Source organism: Azospirillum sp. ST 5-10, assembly GCF_051225715.1.
Taxonomy (GTDB): Bacteria; Pseudomonadota; Alphaproteobacteria; order Azospirillales; family Azospirillaceae; genus Azospirillum.
Genome location: NZ_JBPJSP010000010.1, coordinates 127037 through 144540 on the forward strand (window position 1 = coordinate 127037; position 17504 = coordinate 144540).

At 72.8% G+C, this 17504-nt stretch carries 14 protein-coding genes; 11 read left to right on the plus strand and 3 right to left on the minus strand.

All coding sequences use genetic code 11. The annotated features are described in order from the left end of the window. Nucleotides 1-54: 54 nt before the first annotated feature. Genes flhA through flhB form a run of 3 tightly spaced genes read left to right on the plus strand, consistent with a single transcriptional unit; the run spans nucleotide 55 to nucleotide 4057 of the window. Nucleotides 55-2151 (plus strand): flagellar biosynthesis protein FlhA, encoded by a 2097-nt coding sequence (flhA, locus tag ACSBPG_RS13970; RefSeq protein ID WP_435537785.1) that lies wholly within the window; start codon nucleotides 55-57, stop codon nucleotides 2149-2151. A gap of 8 nt (nucleotides 2152-2159) precedes the next feature. Continuing rightward, nucleotides 2160-2930 (plus strand): flagellar biosynthetic protein FliR, encoded by a 771-nt coding sequence (locus ACSBPG_RS13975; RefSeq protein ID WP_435537786.1) that lies wholly within the window; start codon nucleotides 2160-2162, stop codon nucleotides 2928-2930. A 14-nt stretch (nucleotides 2931-2944) separates the two neighbouring features. Further along, nucleotides 2945-4057 (plus strand): flagellar biosynthesis protein FlhB, encoded by a 1113-nt coding sequence (gene flhB, locus ACSBPG_RS13980; protein ID WP_435537787.1) that lies wholly within the window; start codon nucleotides 2945-2947, stop codon nucleotides 4055-4057. 36 nt (nucleotides 4058-4093) lie between these two features. Here the strand turns inward: flhB and ACSBPG_RS13985 are convergent, their stop codons facing one another. Then, nucleotides 4094-5536, minus strand: a complete 1443-nt coding sequence (locus ACSBPG_RS13985) for a CoA transferase (RefSeq protein ID WP_435537788.1) — start codon at nucleotides 5534-5536, stop codon at nucleotides 4094-4096. 280 nt (nucleotides 5537-5816) lie between these two features. Between ACSBPG_RS13985 and ACSBPG_RS13990 the strand changes: the two genes are divergently transcribed. Further along, nucleotides 5817-7244 carry a hypothetical protein gene (locus ACSBPG_RS13990; protein WP_435537789.1) on the plus strand — a complete coding sequence of 476 codons (1428 nt, stop codon included), beginning with the start codon at nucleotides 5817-5819 and terminating at the stop codon, nucleotides 7242-7244. Between the two features lie 26 nt (nucleotides 7245-7270). Here the strand turns inward: ACSBPG_RS13990 and ACSBPG_RS13995 are convergent, their stop codons facing one another. Continuing rightward, nucleotides 7271-8032 (minus strand): FadR/GntR family transcriptional regulator, encoded by a 762-nt coding sequence (locus ACSBPG_RS13995; RefSeq protein ID WP_435537790.1) that lies wholly within the window; start codon nucleotides 8030-8032, stop codon nucleotides 7271-7273. Nucleotides 8033-8175: 143 nt separating this feature from the next. Between ACSBPG_RS13995 and ACSBPG_RS14000 the strand changes: the two genes are divergently transcribed. The 5 genes from ACSBPG_RS14000 to araD are packed head-to-tail and all read left to right on the plus strand — an operon-like array spanning nucleotide 8176 to nucleotide 14859. Further along, a complete protein-coding gene (locus ACSBPG_RS14000) occupies nucleotides 8176-9111 on the plus strand; it encodes a dihydrodipicolinate synthase family protein (RefSeq protein WP_435537791.1) in 936 nt (311 codons plus the stop codon). Between the two features lie 14 nt (nucleotides 9112-9125). Further along, complete coding sequence (locus ACSBPG_RS14005) at nucleotides 9126-10202, plus strand: Ldh family oxidoreductase (RefSeq protein WP_435537792.1); 1077 nt, start codon at nucleotides 9126-9128, stop codon at nucleotides 10200-10202. A 31-nt stretch (nucleotides 10203-10233) separates the two neighbouring features. Then, nucleotides 10234-11205: a TAXI family TRAP transporter solute-binding subunit gene (locus ACSBPG_RS14010; protein ID WP_435537793.1), complete on the plus strand. Its 972-nt coding sequence runs from the start codon at nucleotides 10234-10236 to the stop codon at nucleotides 11203-11205. Between the two features lie 50 nt (nucleotides 11206-11255). Beyond that, on the plus strand, nucleotides 11256-13115 hold the full coding sequence (locus ACSBPG_RS14015) for a TRAP transporter permease (protein WP_435537794.1): 1860 nt from the start codon (nucleotides 11256-11258) through the stop codon (nucleotides 13113-13115). 10 nt (nucleotides 13116-13125) lie between these two features. Beyond that, nucleotides 13126-14859 (plus strand): L-arabinonate dehydratase, encoded by a 1734-nt coding sequence (gene araD, locus ACSBPG_RS14020; RefSeq protein WP_435537795.1) that lies wholly within the window; start codon nucleotides 13126-13128, stop codon nucleotides 14857-14859. Nucleotides 14860-14909: 50 nt separating this feature from the next. Here the strand turns inward: araD and ACSBPG_RS14025 are convergent, their stop codons facing one another. Continuing rightward, nucleotides 14910-15653 carry a FadR/GntR family transcriptional regulator gene (locus ACSBPG_RS14025; protein ID WP_435537796.1) on the minus strand — a complete coding sequence of 248 codons (744 nt, stop codon included), beginning with the start codon at nucleotides 15651-15653 and terminating at the stop codon, nucleotides 14910-14912. Nucleotides 15654-15982: 329 nt separating this feature from the next. Here ACSBPG_RS14025 and ACSBPG_RS14030 point away from each other — a divergent pair, with 329 nt between their 5' ends. Continuing rightward, the gene (locus ACSBPG_RS14030; RefSeq protein ID WP_435537797.1) at nucleotides 15983-16666 is read left to right on the plus strand and encodes a fumarylacetoacetate hydrolase family protein; all 684 of its coding nucleotides are present in this window, start codon (nucleotides 15983-15985) and stop codon (nucleotides 16664-16666) included. A 5-nt stretch (nucleotides 16667-16671) separates the two neighbouring features. Then, complete coding sequence (locus ACSBPG_RS14035) at nucleotides 16672-17442, plus strand: alpha/beta fold hydrolase (protein WP_435537798.1); 771 nt, start codon at nucleotides 16672-16674, stop codon at nucleotides 17440-17442. Nucleotides 17443-17504: the final 62 nt, after the last annotated feature.

The following is a 17504-nucleotide window of genomic DNA, read 5'->3' on the forward strand; positions in this document are numbered from 1 at the left end:
TAGGATGCCCGGCGGGGCCGCGGGGGCCTCTTCCTTCGGAGCCAACGTGACGCCATGACGCTGACCGAACACGTCCGCACCCGCTTCGGCATCCTCGGCGACCTCGGCATGGCGAACCGCGACGTGCTGTTCGCGGTCGCCATCCTGCTGGTCCTGGCGGTGCTGTTCCTGCCGGTGCCGTCGTGGATGCTCGACATGGGGCTGACCCTGTCCTTCGCCGTCAGCGTGCTGATCCTGATGGTGTCGCTGTGGATCCCCAAGCCGCTCGACTTCTCGTCGTTCCCGACGGTGCTGCTGGTCGTCACCATGCTGCGCCTCGCCCTCAACATCGCCTCGACCCGGCTGATCCTCAGCGACGGCCACAGCGGCACCGCCGCCGCCGGCCATGTGATCCAGGGCTTCAGCCAGTTCATCATGGGCGGCAACTTCGTCATCGGCGTGGTGATCTTCTGCATCCTCGTCGTCATCAACTTCGTCGTCATCACCAAGGGCGCCACCCGCATCGCCGAGGTCGGCGCCCGCTTCACCCTGGACGCCATCCCGGGCAAGCAGATGGCGATCGACGCCGACCTCTCGGCCGGCATGATCGACGACGTCGAGGCGCGCCGGCGGCGCAAGGAGCTGGAGGACGAGAGCACCTTCTACGGCGCCATGGACGGCGCCTCCAAGTTCGTGCGCGGCGACGCCGTGGCCGGCCTCATCATCACCGGCATCAACGTGCTGGGCGGCATGGCCATCGGCATCGTCCAGCAGGGCATGAGCTTCGAGGCGGCGGCCTCGGCCTACACCACGCTCACCGTCGGCGACGGGCTGGCGACGCAGATCCCGGCGCTGGTGGTGTCGCTGGCCGCCGGCCTGCTCGTCACCAAGGGCGGCAACACCGGCTCGGCCGACAAGGTGGTGGTCGACCAGCTCGGCGCCCATCCCAAGGCGCTGATGGTGGCGGCCGGCCTCCTCGGGCTGCTGGCCCTGACGCCGGGCCTGCCCTTCGCGCCCTTCATGGCTGTGGCCGGCGGCTTCGGCGCGCTCGGCTGGTACGCGCCGCGCCGACGCGCCCGGCTGGCCGCGCTGGCCAAGCTGGAGGAGAGCCGCAAGCCGGCCGCCGCCCAGCCGCCGGAGGAGCCGGTCGAGGAGATGCTCAAGGTCGACGAGGTCAAGGTCGAGGTCGGCAACCACCTCGTGCCGCTGATCCTCAACAAGAACGGCCCGCTGACCAGCAAGGTGAAGACCCTGCGCAAGCGCTTCGCCATGGAGTTCGGCTTCGTCCTGCCCTCGGTGCGCATCAAGGATTCCAGCTTCCTGGCGCCCAAGAGCTACGTCGTCAGCATCATGGGGGTGGAGGTCGCCAAGGGCGAGGTGCGGCCCAAGCACCTGCTGGCCATCGATCCCACCGGCGGCGAGGTGGCCGACGTGCAGGGCGAATCGACGCGCGAGCCCACCTTCGGCCTGCACGCCAAGTGGATCGACCCGGCCCGCCACGAGGAGGCGGTCGCCAAGGGCTACACGGTGGTCGACCCGGAGAGCGTCATCACCACCCACCTCACCGAGGTCATCAAGGACCATCTGCCGACCCTGCTGACCTTCGCCGCCCTGCAGAAGCTGATCGACGGGCTGGGGCGCGAGTACCAGAAGCTGATCAACGACATGGTGCCCAGCCAGATCTCCATGGTCGTGCTGCAGCGGGTGCTGCAGGCGCTGCTGGCCGAGCGGGTGTCGATCCGCAACCTGCCGATCATCGTCGAGGCGGTCGCCGAGGCGGTGGGCTGGACCCGCCACATCACCCTGATCACCGAGCACGTCCGCGCCCGCCTCGGCCAGCAGATCTGCCAGGGCCTGGCCGGGTCCGACGGCTTCGTGCCGGTGATCGCGCTGTCGCCGAAATGGGAGCAGGTGCTGATGGAGAACATCGTCGTCGAGGGCGACGACCGCCGCTTCGTCATGCCGCCGAGCCAGGTCCAGGAGTTCCTGACGGCGCTGCGCCTGAAGATCCAGAAGCACGCCACGCCGCAGGTCTGGCCGGCCCTGCTGGTGGGAGCCGAGGTGCGGCCCTTCGTGCGCTCGCTGCTGGAGCGGGTGAGCCCGATGACGCCGGTGCTCAGCCACGCCGAGCTGCACCGCAAGGCGGCGCTCAAGACCATCGACCAGGTGTGAGGCCGGCCATGGACCCGGTGGCGGACCCGCTGGCGCAGCTCCTGGTCCAGGAGGTCTTCCGGGCCTTCCTGGTGTTCGTGCGGGTCGCCGCCGCCGTCGGCGCCATGCCGGGATTCGGCGAGAACGCGGTGCCCGTGCCGGTGCGGCTGGCGGTGGCGCTGCTCGTCACCCTGGTCCTGCTGCCGGCCGTGCCCGGCCTGCCCGGGACGGTGCCGGACGATCCGGCGGTGCTGGTCGGGCTGTTCGTCGGCGAGATCCTGGTGGGCGCCTTCCTCGGCCTGGGGGCCAAGCTGTTCCTGGCGGCCCTGCAGGCGACCGGCGGGCTGGCCGCCCAGGTGATCGGCCTCAGCAACCCCTTCACGGTCGACGCCGGCGGCTTCGAGGGCGGCTCGGTGCTGTCCGGCGTGCTGCTGATCGGCGGGCTGGCGCTGCTGTTCGCCTCCGACGTCCATTATCTCATGATCGGCGCCCTGCTCCGTTCCTACGCGACCTGGCCGGTCGGCGTGTTCCCGGAGCTGGGGGCGCTGGCCCGGCGCTTCGCCGAGCTGGTGGCCGCCACCTTCCGGCTCGGCGTCGGCCTCGCCGCGCCGTTCCTTCTGTTCGGGCTGGTGCTCAACATCACGCTCGGGCTGGTGAACCGGGTGATGCCGGCGATGCCGGTCTACTTCGTCGGCACCCCGGTCCTGCTGCTGGTCGGGCTCGGCCTGTTCATGGTGACCTCCGGGGCGATGCTCAGCGGCTTCGTCGACGCGCTCGCCACCTGGCTCTACGGGCACTGAGGCGGGGCGGCGCGATGGCGGAGCAGGACGACGACCAGAAGACCGAGGAGCCGACCGAGAAACGCCTGCGCGAGGCCGCGGAGAAGGGCGACGTGCCGCGCGCCCGCGACGTCGGCCTGCTGGCCGCCATGGCGGCGGCCTGGATGATCGTGCTGCTGGTGGCGCCGGGCGCCATGTCGAACATGGCGTCGCTGCTGCTGCCGCTGATCGAGAATCCCGACGACATCCGCCTCGACGGCACGGCCTTCGACGTCGTCCACCGGCTGCACTGGCTGATCCTCGGGGTCGGCGCGGCGCTGCTGCCGGTGCTGGGGGTGCTGGCGGTCGGGGTGGTGGTGTCGGCGCTCGGCCAGGGGCCGTTCCTGTTCGCCACCGAACGCATCCGGCCGAAGCTGTCGCACCTGTCGCCGGCGTCCGGCTGGAAGCGGATCGCCTCGCGCCAAGCGGTGGTGGAGTTCGTCAAGAGCCTGGTCAAGCTGGGCATCATCAGCGCCGCGGCGTGGTACGCCGTGGCGCCCTACATCGCATGGACGGAGGGGAGCGTGGGCATGGACGTCGCCGGCTTGCCGGTGCTGTTGCGCGATGTGACGCTGCGCCTGCTGCTGGCGGTCCTGCTGGCGACCGTCCTGATGGCGGCGGTCGACGTGCTGTGGAACCGGCTGGAGTGGCGCAAGCGCCTGCGCATGAGTTTCCAGGAGGTCAAGGACGAGTACAAGCAGATCGAGGGCGATCCCCACGCCCGCGCCCGGCTGAAGGAGATCCGCCGCTCGCGCTCCAAGCGGCGGATGATGGCGAACGTGCCCAAGGCGACGGTGGTGATCACCAACCCGACCCATTTCGCCGTCGCCCTGGAGTACGAGCGCGGCCGCATGCCGGCGCCCATGTGCCTGGCCAAGGGCGCCGACCTGGTCGCCCTGCGCATCCGCGCCGTGGCCCAGGAGCACGGCGTGCCCATCGTCGAGAACCCGCCGCTCGCCCGCGCCCTGCACGCCACCGCCGAGGTCGACGCGCCGATCCCGCTGCAGCACTACCAGGCGGTCGCCGAGGTCATCACCTACGTGCTGCGGCTGAAGAACGGGCTGCCGGCGGCGCCCGCCCAGCCGCCGCCGCGGCGCCTGCCGCCCTGAGCGGAGGGCCGGTGCGCGGCCGCCGGACCGCCGCCGTCACACCGCCACGGCCTCGGCGGTCGCGGCCTCGTCCGGTTCCAGCGCCGGGAAGCGCGGCCACACCGGCGGGTCGGCCGCCAGCGGCACGGTCGGGCGCTCCCAGGAGGGAACGGTCTCCGAGTAGGAGCTGACCGGGCCGAGGAAGTCGAGGCGGCCGTAGGGCGTCTGGCGCGCCAGCATCAGCCGGGGCAGCAGGCCGGGCGGGACCTGCGGCTCGGCCGGGATGCGGTCGGCCGGCACGGTGCCGAAGGACTGCAGCCACATCGCCGTGCGGCACAGCGACACCCGCACGTGGTGGCTGCCGCCCGTCTCGGCGCGGCGCAGCAGGGCCGCCGTCACGCCGTAGGCGGCGAGGTAGCCGGTGACGTAGTCGTTGGGGTAGACCGGGCTCAGCGCCGGCGCGTCGGGCGAGCCCTGGACCACCGCCATGCCGGTGACCGACTGCGCCAGCTGCTCCCAGCCGCGGCGCTGGCCCCACGGCCCCTCGTCGCCGTAGCAGCTCACCGAGACGTAGACGATGCCGGGCCGCCGTGCCGCCACCGCGGCCGGCGAGAAGCCGAGCGCGTCGAGCGCACCCGGGCGGTAGCTCTGCACGAGCACGTCGGCCTCGCCGATCAGCTCCTCGATGCGCCGGGCGGCGCCCGCCTGGGTCAGGTCGAGCACGGTGGACAGCTTGCCGTGGCCGGTGTCCATGACGAAGGAGGGGATGGTCGGGTTCTGCGGCGCCCGCACCCGCAGCACCGTCGCCCCCTGCTCGGCCAGGGTGCGGGTGGCGGTGGGGCCCGCCAGCACGTGGGTGAGGTCGAGCACGCGCACGCCCGCCAGCGGCCGCGCGGCGGCGGCGAAGGGCTGCGGCGCGCCGTCGCCGATGCGGTCGATGCGCACCACCGGCTCGGCGGCGAGGAGGCGGCCCTGCGGGTGCGCCTCCCATTCCGCGGCGCTGCGGGCGATGCCGGCGCACAGGCCCGCCGCCGCCGCCGCGTCCTCCAGTTCCCCGGAATCCCAGGTCGCCACGGCGGCGTCGATGGCGGCGCGGTCGTTGGGGCAGCCCAGCAGCTTCAGCAGCCCGTCCCGCAGCTTCGGATAGCCCGCGTGCAGGAAGATGCTGCGGCCGTCGCGGCAGCGGTGGAAGTCGGTCAGCGGGTAGGCGGGATCGGGGAAGGGCACGGGATAGCCCTGCTGCAGCAGGTGGGCGACGCTCTTCAGCGACACCGCGGCGGCCGCCACGTCGATCACCGCCGTCTGCCCGCGGCCGCTGCGCTGGCGCCAGATCTCGTTGATGCCCATGGCGTAGCCGGCGAGCGCCACCGCCCCCGCCTCGCCGACGCGGAAGGGCGTGGGGTAGATCGGGTCGTGGCCGGTGATCTCCACCGACGGGGCGCTGCGCTGGACCGCGCCTTCGTCCCCGAGGATCTCGTCGAGTTTCCTGTGCAGAAGCATCGTCGTTCCTCCTGCTGGGCCGCCGCCCCGGCGGCGGCGGCGACGCCACTCTACCCGAAGCACTGTTCGCGGTTGCACAAGAATCGCCGATACGCTGCATTGTTGGTCGTCAGGACAACCGCGCGCTTCCGTCCGCTGGCGGGACGGCCCCGGCAGACGTCGCCCCCGCCCGCCGTGCGACGGGGTGCCATGACGGGAACTGCGTTGCGGCGAGCGCCGCTTCTACGACAATGTCCGCACCTCGCACGCCGCCGCACCCGGAGCCCGGTAGGAACACCCCTTGTCCATCCCCCTGCGTTCGTCCGGCCTGCCGCCGGGTCTTGCCGCACTGCTGTCGACGCTGGCGGTCGCCGTCATCGCCGGCGGCGCCGTCGCCTGGGAGCTGACCGGGCAGCCGGCCGTCAAGGCCGTCGCCGCGACCGCCATGCTGCTGTTCATGGCGCTCGAGGCGCCGGCGCTGGCCCGCGGCGGCCGGATCATGCTGGGCGCCTGCCTGGCCTGCGCGGCGGCCGCCTGGGCGCTGCTGGACGCGCCCGGCGCCACCGTGCTGCGCGGCCTCACCGGGGCGGCGCTGGTCGTCGGCCTGCTCGCCTCGCTCAGCCTGCTGCGCGACGCCGCGCAGAGCTCGGCGCTGGTGCAGCGCTGCGGCGACCTGATGGTGCGCCAGCCGCCGGGGCGCCGCTTCCTGGTGCTGGCGGTGGGCAGCCACCTCATCGCCGTGGTGCTGAACTTCGGCGTCCTGACCCTGCTGGGCACCATGGTCCTGCGCGGCAACACCCTGGAGGCCGCCGGCGGCGACGCCCGCATCGCCGCGATCCGCACGCGGCGGATGCTGACGGCGGTGCTGCGCGGCTTCGTCACGATGACCGTGTGGTCGCCGCTGTCGGTGTCCTTCGCCGTCACCACGGCGGCCATCCCGGGGCTCGACTGGTGGCGGCTGATGCCGCTGCAGATGCTGCTGGGGGCGATCCTGCTGGGGGTGGCGTGGGCGGTCGACCGCTCCGAATTCCCGCGGCCGGCCGTGCCGCCGCAGCGCCCGGCGATGGCGTGGCGGCCGCTCGCCGGGCTGACGGGGCTGATCGCCGCCGTGGTGGCCGGCGCCATGGCGCTGGCGCTGGCGCTGGGGGTGCGGCCGATCGCCGGGGCGATGATGGCGGTGCCGGTGGCGGCGTGGCTGTGGCTGACCGCCCAGCACCGCGGCGCCGGCTTCGCCGCTCCCTGGCAGGCGGCGCGCCGGCTGGGCGGCCGGCTGACCGTCAGCATGCCGGCGTTCCGCAACGAGTTCGTCATCATCGGCGGCGCCACCTTCGTCGGCACCGTCGGCGCCGCCTTCATCCCGCCGCAGGAGGCCGCCCGCCTCGTCGCCGCGCTGCCGCTGCCCGGCCTCGCCATCATGGTGCTGCTGGCCTGGGCGATCATGGTGCTGGCCCGTTACGGCGTGCCGCAGATCGTCACGGTGACCGTGTTCGGCCAGGGCTTCGCCCACCTGACCCAGCACGGCATCGAGCCGATGGTGCTGGCGAGCGGGCTGATGGGTGCCTGGGCGCTGTCGGCCTGCACGACGCCGGTGGGGGCGGCGACGCTGATGATCGCCCGCATGGCCGGGGTGCCCGGCGGCACCGCCGGGAGCGGCTGGAACGGGCGCTTCCTGCTTGCCGGGGCGGTGGTGCTGGCCGCTTGGATGTGGGCGCTCGACGCGGTGCGGTAGCCGACTGACCGTCCGGAGGGCCGACGCTAGCCCATGAACCCGACCATGCGGTCGCGCGAGCGTTCGATGTGCAGGCGCATCGCCGTGCGCGCCGCCTCGCCGTCGCCGGCGCGGACGGCGTCGAGGATGGCGGCGTGCTCGCGCTGGACCAGGGTCAGGCGCTCGGCGGCGGCCATCTGCGACAGGCGGCGCGCCGTGGCGATGCCGTCGCGCAGGGGCCGGCGCATGCTCTCCATCGCCTGGACGAAGAGGTGGTTGTGGGTCGCCTCGGCGACGGCGTGGTGGAAGGCGACGTCGGCGTCGGCGCCGATGTCGTTGGCGGCGATCGCCTGCTCCAGCCGCCGCGCCGCCGCCTCCATCGCCGCCAGCTCCGCCGCGCCGCGCCGCTGCGCCGCCAGGAACGCCGCCTCGCCCTCCAGGGCGACGCGCATCTCGTAGCAGCGCATCAGCTCGGCGATGCTGCCGCTGGGGGCGACGCGCAGGAACTCCCGGCTCGGCTCGCGCAGCACGAAGCTGCCGGAGCCGCGGCGGGACTCGACGACGCCGTCGGCGCGCAGCCGCGCCAGGGCCGCCCGGACCACCGGCCGGGACACGCCGAACGCCGCGCACAGCCGCGGCTCCGACGGCAGGCGCCCGCCGACCGCCAAACGGCCGCTGCCGATCTGCAGCAGCAGCTGCTCGTACACCTGGTCGGGCAGGGGGCTCTGCCGGTGCGGCGTGAAGAAGGCCGGCGTCGCCGCGCCGCGATCGCCGTCGCCGTCCGCCGGGTCCGACACCGCACGTTCCATGATCGCCTCCGCCGGAAACGGTAGACCGAACGGCGCGGCCCGGCAACTTGTAACGTCGCTTGACAAGTTGTGCCGACAAGCCGACTCTGTTCGCCAAGCGGACTGAAGGCTGCACGAACAAAATGGTCGGGGGAGGAGTTGCCATGAAGACGACCGCCGTCACGGTCGACGACGTCGCGCGCTCGGTTCTCGCGGTGCCGCCGCTGGCGCGCCACGCCGACCTGACGCTGAACCGCGACGCCAACGCCGCCCTGATCCGCCACCTCGAGGGCGGCGGGGTGCGCACCCTGATGTACGGTGGCAACGCGAACTTCTACCACATCGGCCTGCACGAGTACGCCGAGGCGCTGGACCTCCTGGCCGAAGCGGCGGGTGCGGACAGCTGGGTGATCCCGTCGGCGGGGCCGGACTTCGGCAAGATGATGGACCAGGTGGCCGTGCTGCGGGAGCGCGCCTTTCCCACCGCCATGGTGCTGCCGCTGACCTTTCCGGCGACGCCCGGCGGGGCGGCCCGCGGCATCCGCCGCTTCGCCGAGGCGCTGGGACGGCCCGTCATCGTCTACATCAAGTTCGAGGGCTACCTGACGGTGGATCTCGTCCGCGCGCTGTGCGACGACGGCCTGGTCGCCGCCATCAAGTACGCGGTGGTGCGCCCCGACCCCGCCGACGACCCGTATCTCGCCCGCCTCGTCGACGCCGTCGGCCGCGACCGCGTCATCAGCGGCATCGGCGAGCGTCCGGCCATCGTCCACATGCGGGACTTCGGCCTGCCGGCCTTCACCTCCGGCTCGGTCTGCGTCGCCCCGGCGGCCTCCATGCGGCTGCTGGCGGCGCTCAAGGCCGGCGCCGCCGACGAGGCCGAACGCATCCGCGCCGCCTTCCTGCCGCTGGAGGATCTGCGCGACGCGCTGAGCCCGATCCGTGTCCTGCACGACGCGGTGACCGGGGCCGGCATCGCCGACATGGGGCCGATGCTGCCGCTCCTGGAGAACCTGCCGGAGCCCGAGCGCGGCCGCGTCGCCGAGGCGGCCCGGGCGCTGCTCGCCTACGACCGCACGAACGCCCGCGTCGCGGCCTGACGGAGGCCCGCGCCATGGACACGACGCTGGTCCCGGCGGAACGGCTGCACCGCCAGCTCGTCGCGGTGCTCCGCGCCTGGGGCATGCCGGCGTCCGACGCCGGCGAGACCGCCGACGTGCTGCTGGAGGCCGACCTCCGCGGCATCGACAGCCACGGCTTCGCCCTGCTGCCGCTCTACGACGAGCTCCGCCGTTCCGGCCGCCTGGTGATGGCGGCCGAGGTCCGCGTCGTCCGCGACGGCGCGGCCACGGGGCTGATCGACGGCGGCGGCGGGCTGGGCGCGGTCCCGTCGCTGCGCGCCATGGACCTGGCGGCGGCGAAGGCGCGCACCTTCGGCCTGGGGGCCGTGGCGGTGCGCAACTCCAACCATCACGGCGCCGCCGGGGTGTACGCGCTGCGCGCCGCCGGCCAAGGGCTGATCGGCGTCGCCACCACGGCGGTGCACCGGCCGGCCATCGTGCCGACTTTCGGCACCCGGCCGATGCTGGGCACCAACCCCATCGCCTTCGCCGCCCCCGCCGGGCGGAACCCGCCCTTCCTGCTGGACATGGCCACCAGCACCGCCGCCGTCGGCAAGCTGAAGCTGGCGGCGCGCGCCGGCACGGCGCTGCCCGAGGGCTGGGCGCTGACGCCGGACGGCCGCTCCCAGAGCGATCCCGACCGGGCCCTGGCGGACAAGCTGCTCACCCCGCTGGGCGGCTCGCGCGAGCTCGGCGGCCACAAGGGCTACGGCCTCGCCGCCATGGTGGAGGTGCTGTCGACGGTGCTGGCGGGCGCCAGCTTCGCGCCGTTGCGCCCGGACGGCGCCGCGCGCAACGACGTCGGCCATTTCTTCCTGGCGCTCGATCCGCACGCCTTCCGCGACGACGGTGGCTTCGAGGCCGATCTCGACGCCGTCGTCGAGGCGCTGCGGGCCACCGCACCGGTCGATCCGGCCCGGCCCGTGCTGGTCGCCGGCGACCCCGAACACCGCACGCGGGAGCGCCGGCTGCGCGAGGGCGTCCCGGTTCCCCGCAGCCTTGCCGACACGGTCGGTGCGATCGCCCGCGCCGCCGGGGCGGAGGACCTGCTGGCGCGGCCGGCAGCGTGAGTTCGTCACGAGAACGAAGGGGAGGAGAGACATGCGCACCAAGTCCCTGCCGCTGGCGGCCGCTGCCGCCGTCGCCGCCACCGTCGCCGCCGCCGCCGCCGCCGCCGCTCTGGCCGGGCCGGCCTCGGCCGAGACCTTCAAGCTGATGACCGGGCCGCAGGGCGGCTCCTGGTACCCGCTGGGCGGGGCGATCCAGAACATCGTGCAGAAGGGCATGAACGGCAACGACGTCCAGGTGCTGCCGGGCGGCGGCGTCGCCAACGTCAAGGGCGTCGAGGCCGGCAAGGCCGACATCGCCTTCGCCAACTCGGTGTCGACGGTCGACGCGATCGAGGGGCGCAGCCCCTTCGACGCCAAGGCGAAGAACGTCTGCAACCTCGCCAGCTTCTATCCGCAGTATTTCCAGATCGTCGCCCTCAAGAGCAGCGGCATCGACGACGTGCGCGACTTCAAGGGCCGCGCGCTGGCCACCCAGCCCCGCGGCAACACCGCCGAGGACATCACCCGTCAGCTCCTCCAGGCCGCCGAACTCGGCTACGACGACCTGTCGAAGGTGCACTTCGTCTCCTACTCCGACGGCGTGTCGCTGATGAAGGACAACAACGCCGCGGTGATGACCCTGGGGACCACGGTGCCGGCCTCGTCGATCATGGACCTCGCCAGCGCCGCCGACATCACGCTCATCGGCCTGTCCGAGGACATGATGGCGAAGATGCGCAAGATGAATCCCGGCTTCACCAAGCTGACGATCAAGGCCGGCAGCTACCCCGGCCAGAGCGAGGCGGTGCCGGCGATCGGCTACGCCACCCACCTGATCGCCCGCTGCGACCTGCCCGAGGACACGGCCTACGCCATCCTGAAGAACATCCACGCCAGCCTCGGCGACCTGCAGGCCATCGCCAAGGCCATGGCCGGGCTGACGCCGCAGCAGATGGCCGAGGACATCGGCGTGCCCATGCACAAGGGCGCGGTGCGTTTCTACAAGGAACAGGGCGCGATGTAGCCGCGCCTTTCCGCGGTCCGGCACCGCCCTCCGGCGAGGATTGAGTCCCCATGTACGCGCGCGTGACGACGGCGGCCGTGCTGGCGGTCGCCCTGGCGATGAGCCTCTACCACCTCTACATCGCCTTCTCCGGGCCGCCCGACGCCTTCACCCTGCGCAGCACCCACATCGGCTTCGCCCTGGTGCTGGCGTTCCTGACGCTGCCCTGGCGCGCCGGCGACGCCGGGCGGGGGCCGCGCCTCCACGACTGGGCGCTGGTGGCGCTGAGCGTGGCCGCCGCCGCCTATCCCGTGCTCAACCTCGACTACATCCTCAACCGCTTCATCTACATCGACGACCTGCGCACCGGCGACGTCGTCTTCGGGGTGCTGATGGTGGGGCTGATCTTCGAGGCGACCCGGCGCGCCATGGGCTGGGTGCTCCCCATCACCGTGGCGCTGTTCCTCGGCTACGCCCTGCTGCTGACCGGCACCGCGCCGCTGCTGCTGCTGGAGCAGCTCTACCTCACCACCGAGGGCATCTTCGGCATCCCCGCCGGCGTGTCGGCCACCTACGTGGTGCTGTTCATCCTGTTCGGCGCCTTCGTCGAGCGCAGCGGGGCGGGACGGCTGTTCATGGACTTCGCGATCAGCCTGACCGGTCACCAGGCCGGCGGCCCGGCCAAGGTCGCCTGCATCACCAGCGGCCTGTTCGGCAGCGTGTCGGGCAGCGCCGTCGCCAACGTCATGACCACGGGCGCCTTCACGATCCCGCTGATGAAGCGGCTGGGCTACCGCCCGGCCTTCGCCGGCGCGGTCGAGGCGGTCGCCTCCACCGGCGGCCAGATCATGCCGCCGATCATGGGGGCGGCCGCCTTCGTGATGGCCGAGTTCCTCGGGGTGAGCTACCTCACCGTCGCCGCCTACGCCGCCATCCCGGCGCTGCTCTACTACCTCGCCGTCTTCGCCGCGGTGCACTTCGAGGCCAAGCGCATCGGCCTGGTCGGCCTGCCGCGCCACGAGCTGCCGCACCTCGGGACGGTGCTGCGCGAGCGCGGCCACCTGTTCCTGCCGCTGGTCGTCATCGTCGCCGTCCTGCTGGCCGGCTACAGCGCGCCCTTCTCGGCCCTGTGCGGCATCGCCTCGGTGGTGCCGACGGCCCTGCTGCGCAAGTCGACCCGCGACGCCATCGACCTGCGGATGATCGTCGAGGCTCTGCGCGACGGGGCGCTGGGATCGGTGGTGGTGGCGCTGGCCTGCGCCAGCGCCGGCATCGTCATCGGCGTCATCACCTTGACCGGGGCCGGCCTCAGCTTCAGCGCCTTCGTGATCGGCGCCGCCAACGAGACCCTGCTGCTGGCCCTGGTGCTGACCATGACGGCGGGCATCGTGCTGGGCATGGGGATGCCGACGACGCCGGCCTACATCATCCAGGTCGCGCTGCTGGTGCCGGCCCTGGTGAAGCTCGGCGTGCCGGTGGAGAGCGCGCACATGTTCGTCTTCTACTTCGCCATCCTGTCGGCGATCACGCCGCCCGTCGCCATCGCCGTCTACGCCGCCAACGGCCTGTCGGGGGCGGCCCTGTGGGAAAGCTCGGTGGCGGCGGTGAAGCTGGGCCTGACCGGCTACGTCATCCCCTACATGTTCATCTTCGGGCCGTCGCTGCTGATGGTCGGCGATTGGACGACCGTGCTGGGGTCCGCCGTCTCCGCCACCTTCGGCGTGGTCTTCCTGGCCGCCGGCCTGCACGGCTACCTGATCGTCCGGGCGACCGCCTGGCAGCGGGTGCTGCTGGTGGCCGCCGCCTTCACCCTGATCAAGCCGGGGCTGCTCACCGACGCCGCCGGGCTGGCGCTGGCCGGGACGGTGGTCGCCGCCCAGCTCTGGGCGCAGCGCCGGCCGGCCGCCGCCCCGCTCGGCGCCGGCGAATGAGGAGACGGCGATGACCGGCAAACCGCGCAAGACCCCGCAGGATCTGCGCAGCCACCGCTGGCTGGGGGTGAAGGACCTGCGCAGCTTCGGCCACCGCTCGCGCCTGCGCCAGATCGGCCACGATTCGGCCGACTACGCCGGCAAGCCGGTGATCGCCGTCGTCAACACCTGGAGCGACATCAACCCCTGCCACACCCACCTGCGGGCCCGGGCGGAGGACGTGAAGCGCGGCGTGCTGCAGGCCGGTGGCTTCCCGCTGGAGCTGCCGGCGATGTCCCTGTCGGAGCCCTTCGTCAAGCCGACCACCATGCTCTACCGCAACTTCCTGGCGATGGAGGCCGAGGAGCTGCTGCGGTCCCACCCCATCGACGGGGCGGTGCTGCTGGGCGGCTGCGACAAGACCACGCCGGCCCTGCTGATGGGAGCCATCTCCATGGGCATACCGGCGCTCTTCGTGCCGGCCGGGCCGATGCTGCGCGGGAACTGGCAGGGGCGCGTCCTGGGGTCCGGGTCGGACGCCTGGAAGTACTGGGACGAGATGCGGGCCGGCGCGATCACCGAGCAGGACTGGACGGAGATCGAGAACGGCATCGCCCGCTCGCACGGCACCTGCATGACCATGGGCACGGCGGCCACCATGATGTCGGTCGCCGAAGCCATGGGGATGACGCTGCCCGGCGCCTCGGCCATCCCCGCCGCCGACAGCAACCACCCCCGGATGTGCGCCGCCGCCGGCCGCCGCATCGTCGGGATGGTGTGGGAGGACCTGACCCCGGCGGACATCCTCACCCCCGGCGCCTTCGACAACGGCATCCTCGCGCACATGGCGCTCGGCGGGTCGACCAACGCCATCATCCATCTCGTCGCCATGGCGCGCCGCGCCGGCGTGCCGCTCGGCCTGGAGCGCTTCGACCGGCTGTCGCGCGAGGTCCCGGTGATCGCCAACCTGCGCCCCGCCGGCGCCTATCTGATGGAGGACTTCTACTACGCCGGCGGCCTGCCGGCCCTGCTGACCCGCATCCGCGACCGTCTCGACCTGTCCTGCCGCACCGTCGACGGCCGCACCCTGGGGGAGGCGCTGGCGACGGCCCGGGTGTGGAACGACGACGTCATCCGCACCCCCGACCGCGCCATCTACGCCGAGGGCGCCACCGCGGTGCTGACCGGCAACCTGGCGCCGCGGGGCTGCGTGATGAAGCCGGCGGCGGCCGAGCCGCGGCTGTGCCGCCACCGCGGCCCGGCGCTGGTGTTCCGCGACTACAACCACATGGCGGCGGAGATCGACCGCGACGACCTGGAGGTCACGCCCGACCACGTGCTGGTCCTGCAGAACGCCGGCCCGCAGGGCGGCCCCGGCATGCCGGAGTGGGGCATGCTGCCGATCCCCGGGAAGCTGGTGCGCCAGGGGGTGCGCGACATGGTCCGCATCTCCGACGCGCGCATGAGCGGCACCAGCTACGGCGCCTGCATCCTGCACGTGGCGCCGGAGAGCGCCGTCGGCGGGCCGCTGGCGCTGGTGCGCAGCGGCGACGAGATCGAGGTCGACGTGCCGGCCCGGCGCCTGCACCTCCACGTCGGCGACGACGAGCTGGCCCGCCGCCGCGCCGCCTGGACGCCGCCGCCGCCGCATTATCCCCGCGGCTACGGCGCCCTGTTCGCCCGGCACATCCGCCAGGCCGACGAAGGCTGCGACTTCGACGTGCTGGAGGCGGCGGGCGCCGTGCCGGAACCGGAGATCCATTGAGGGACGAGCCTGTCGGATCGCGGCCGGCCGGGACGCCGCGCCGACGCGCATCACGGTGCGAACAGGTTGTCGCGCACGGCGATGAGGTGGCGGCGCACTGCCTCGCGCGCCGCCGCCGGATCGCGGCCCTCCAGCGCGGCGACGATGGTGCGGTGATCCTGCTGGTAGGCGGCGCGGCGCTCCGGCGTCACGCTGCGCTCCTTCAGGCGGCTCCATTCCGCCTGATTGCGCACCCGGTTGAGGAGGGCGTAGATGCCGTCCAGCAGGTCGTTGCGGCAGCAGGCGATGATGGCGGCGTGCAGCGCGCCGTCCCAGTGCTCGAACTCAGGGACGGTGACCGCGGCCTCGCTCTCGGCGAGGCAGCGGCGCATCGCCGCCAGGTCGGCGGCGGTGGCGCGGACCACCGCGCACTCGGCGACCGAGGGTTCCAGAAGGATGCGCAGCTCCATCACCTGGGCCGGGCTGGCGTCGACGAGGATCGCCGGCAGCGGAAAGGGAACCGGCTCGGCCGGCGGTCCCGGTGTGCGGCCGCGGACCAGGAAGGTGCCGCGACCGACGCCGCGGGCGATCAGTCCCTCCGCCTCCATGCGGTCGAGCGCTCGGCGCACCGTGTTGCGGGCGAGTCCGAGGTCCTGGGCCAGGCTGCGCTCGGTCGGCAGACGCGCTCCGGCGGTCCAGAGCCCTTCGGCGATGTGGTGGTGCAGGTGGTCATAGGCGATGCGCGCCTTGCCCAGCGTCTTCGTCGCGCCGAAGTCGGGCGGGCCGTCGTCATTGGTTGAACCAATTTGAACCATTCCGGCGTCCCTCCCGATCTTTTCCTGCATTGGTTCAGGATTATGCCCTATTGGTCTGTTGACTGCCCGGATTGTTGGTGCATATAGTAGACCAACAAGCCGCAAAATCAAACCATAAGGTTCAGCCGATGAAGCTGGCGACCGTCCGCAGGGAGGATGGGGCGCGCCTGGCACTCGTCGACGCTGTTGCCGGCCGGGGGTGGTTGATCGAACCGCCCGCCTGGGCTCCGCAGCCGTTCGACATGCTGGCGCTCATCCGGGGGTTTCGCGATTACGCACCGCAACTGCGCCCGCACGGGCCGGGGATTGCGCTGTCGGAGCTTGAGTTCTTGGCGCCGATCCCGGTGCCGTTCCGCAACGTGTTCTGCGTCGGCAAGAACTATCACGACCACGCGCACGAGTTCGCGCGGTCGGGGTTCGACACCAGCGCGGGCAAGGGTGGCGAGGCGGTTCCCGACTGCGCCATCTACTTCTCGAAGGTGCCGGAGATCGTCATCGGGCCGGGCGCGCCGATCCCGTTCCCGCGGGGGCTGAGCGACCAGATCGACTACGAGGTCGAGCTGACCGTGGTGATCGGCAGGGGCGGCCGGGCCATCCCGCGCGAGCGGGCGCTGGACCACGTCTTCGGCTACACCATCGCCAACGACGTGACCGCCCGCGACCTCCAGGCGCGCCACAAGCAGTGGTTCGTCGGCAAGAACATCGACGGCTTCTGCCCGATGGGCCCGTGGATCGCCACCGCCGACGAGATCGACCTGGCCGACACGACGGTGCGCACCTGGATCAACGGCGAGCTGCGCCAGGACGCCAACACCCGCGACCTGATCTTCGACGTGCCGTCGCTGATCGAGACGCTGTCGGCCGGCCTGACCCTGAAGCCGGGCGATCTCATCATGACCGGCACCCCGGCCGGGGTGGGGCTGGGCTTCACGCCGCCGCGGTTCCTCAGGCCCGGCGACCGGGTCAAGCTGGAGATCGGCGGCATCGGCGTGCTCGAGAACGCGGTGGAGTAGGCGCCATGGCCACCGTGACCATCGAGCGCATGGCCGTCGAGGTGGAGGGGCAGGGCGATCCGGTGCTGATGGTCCACGGCCTCGGCGGGACGTCCAACACCTTCACCCCCCAGGTCCTGGCGCTGGCCGGCCGGTTCCGCGTGGTGCGCCCGGACCTGCCGGGCTCGGGCCGCTCGCCGACGCCCGACGCGGCCCTCTCCATCGGCCTGTTCGTCGACAGCCTGGTGCGGATCTGCGGCGTGTTGGGGATCGAGCGGGCGCATGTCGTCGGCCACTCGCTCGGCGCCGTCGTCGCCCAGCATCTGGCCGTCGAGCGGCCCTCGCTGGTGCGCACGCTGACCCTGTTCGGCGCCCTGACGGAGCCGCCCGACGCGGCCCGCGGCGGTCTGCGCGAGCGGGCCGCCAAGGCGCGGGCCGACGGCATGCAGCCCGTCGCCGACGCGGTGGCCCAGGCCAGCCTGTCGGCCGACACCCGGCACAACCAGCCGGCGGTCGTCGCCTTCGTGCGCGAGAGCCTGATGCGGCAGTGCCCCGAGGGCTACGCCCGCACCTGCGAGGCGCTGGCCGCGGCGCGGGCGGCGGAGGCGGCGCGCATCCGCGCCCGCACCCTGCTGCTGGCGGGGGACGACGACCCGGTCGCCCCGCCCTCCGTGGCGCGGCTGCTGGGCGAACGCATCGACGGCGCCCAGGTCCGCCTGCTGCCGCGCTGCGGCCACTGGATCACGCTGGAGCGGGCGGCGGACGCCACCGCGGCGCTGGGGGAGTGGCTGCGGTGAGCTGATCGACGAGACGAGACCGGCGGGACCGAGGCCGCGCCAAGACGGCCCGGACCGCACCA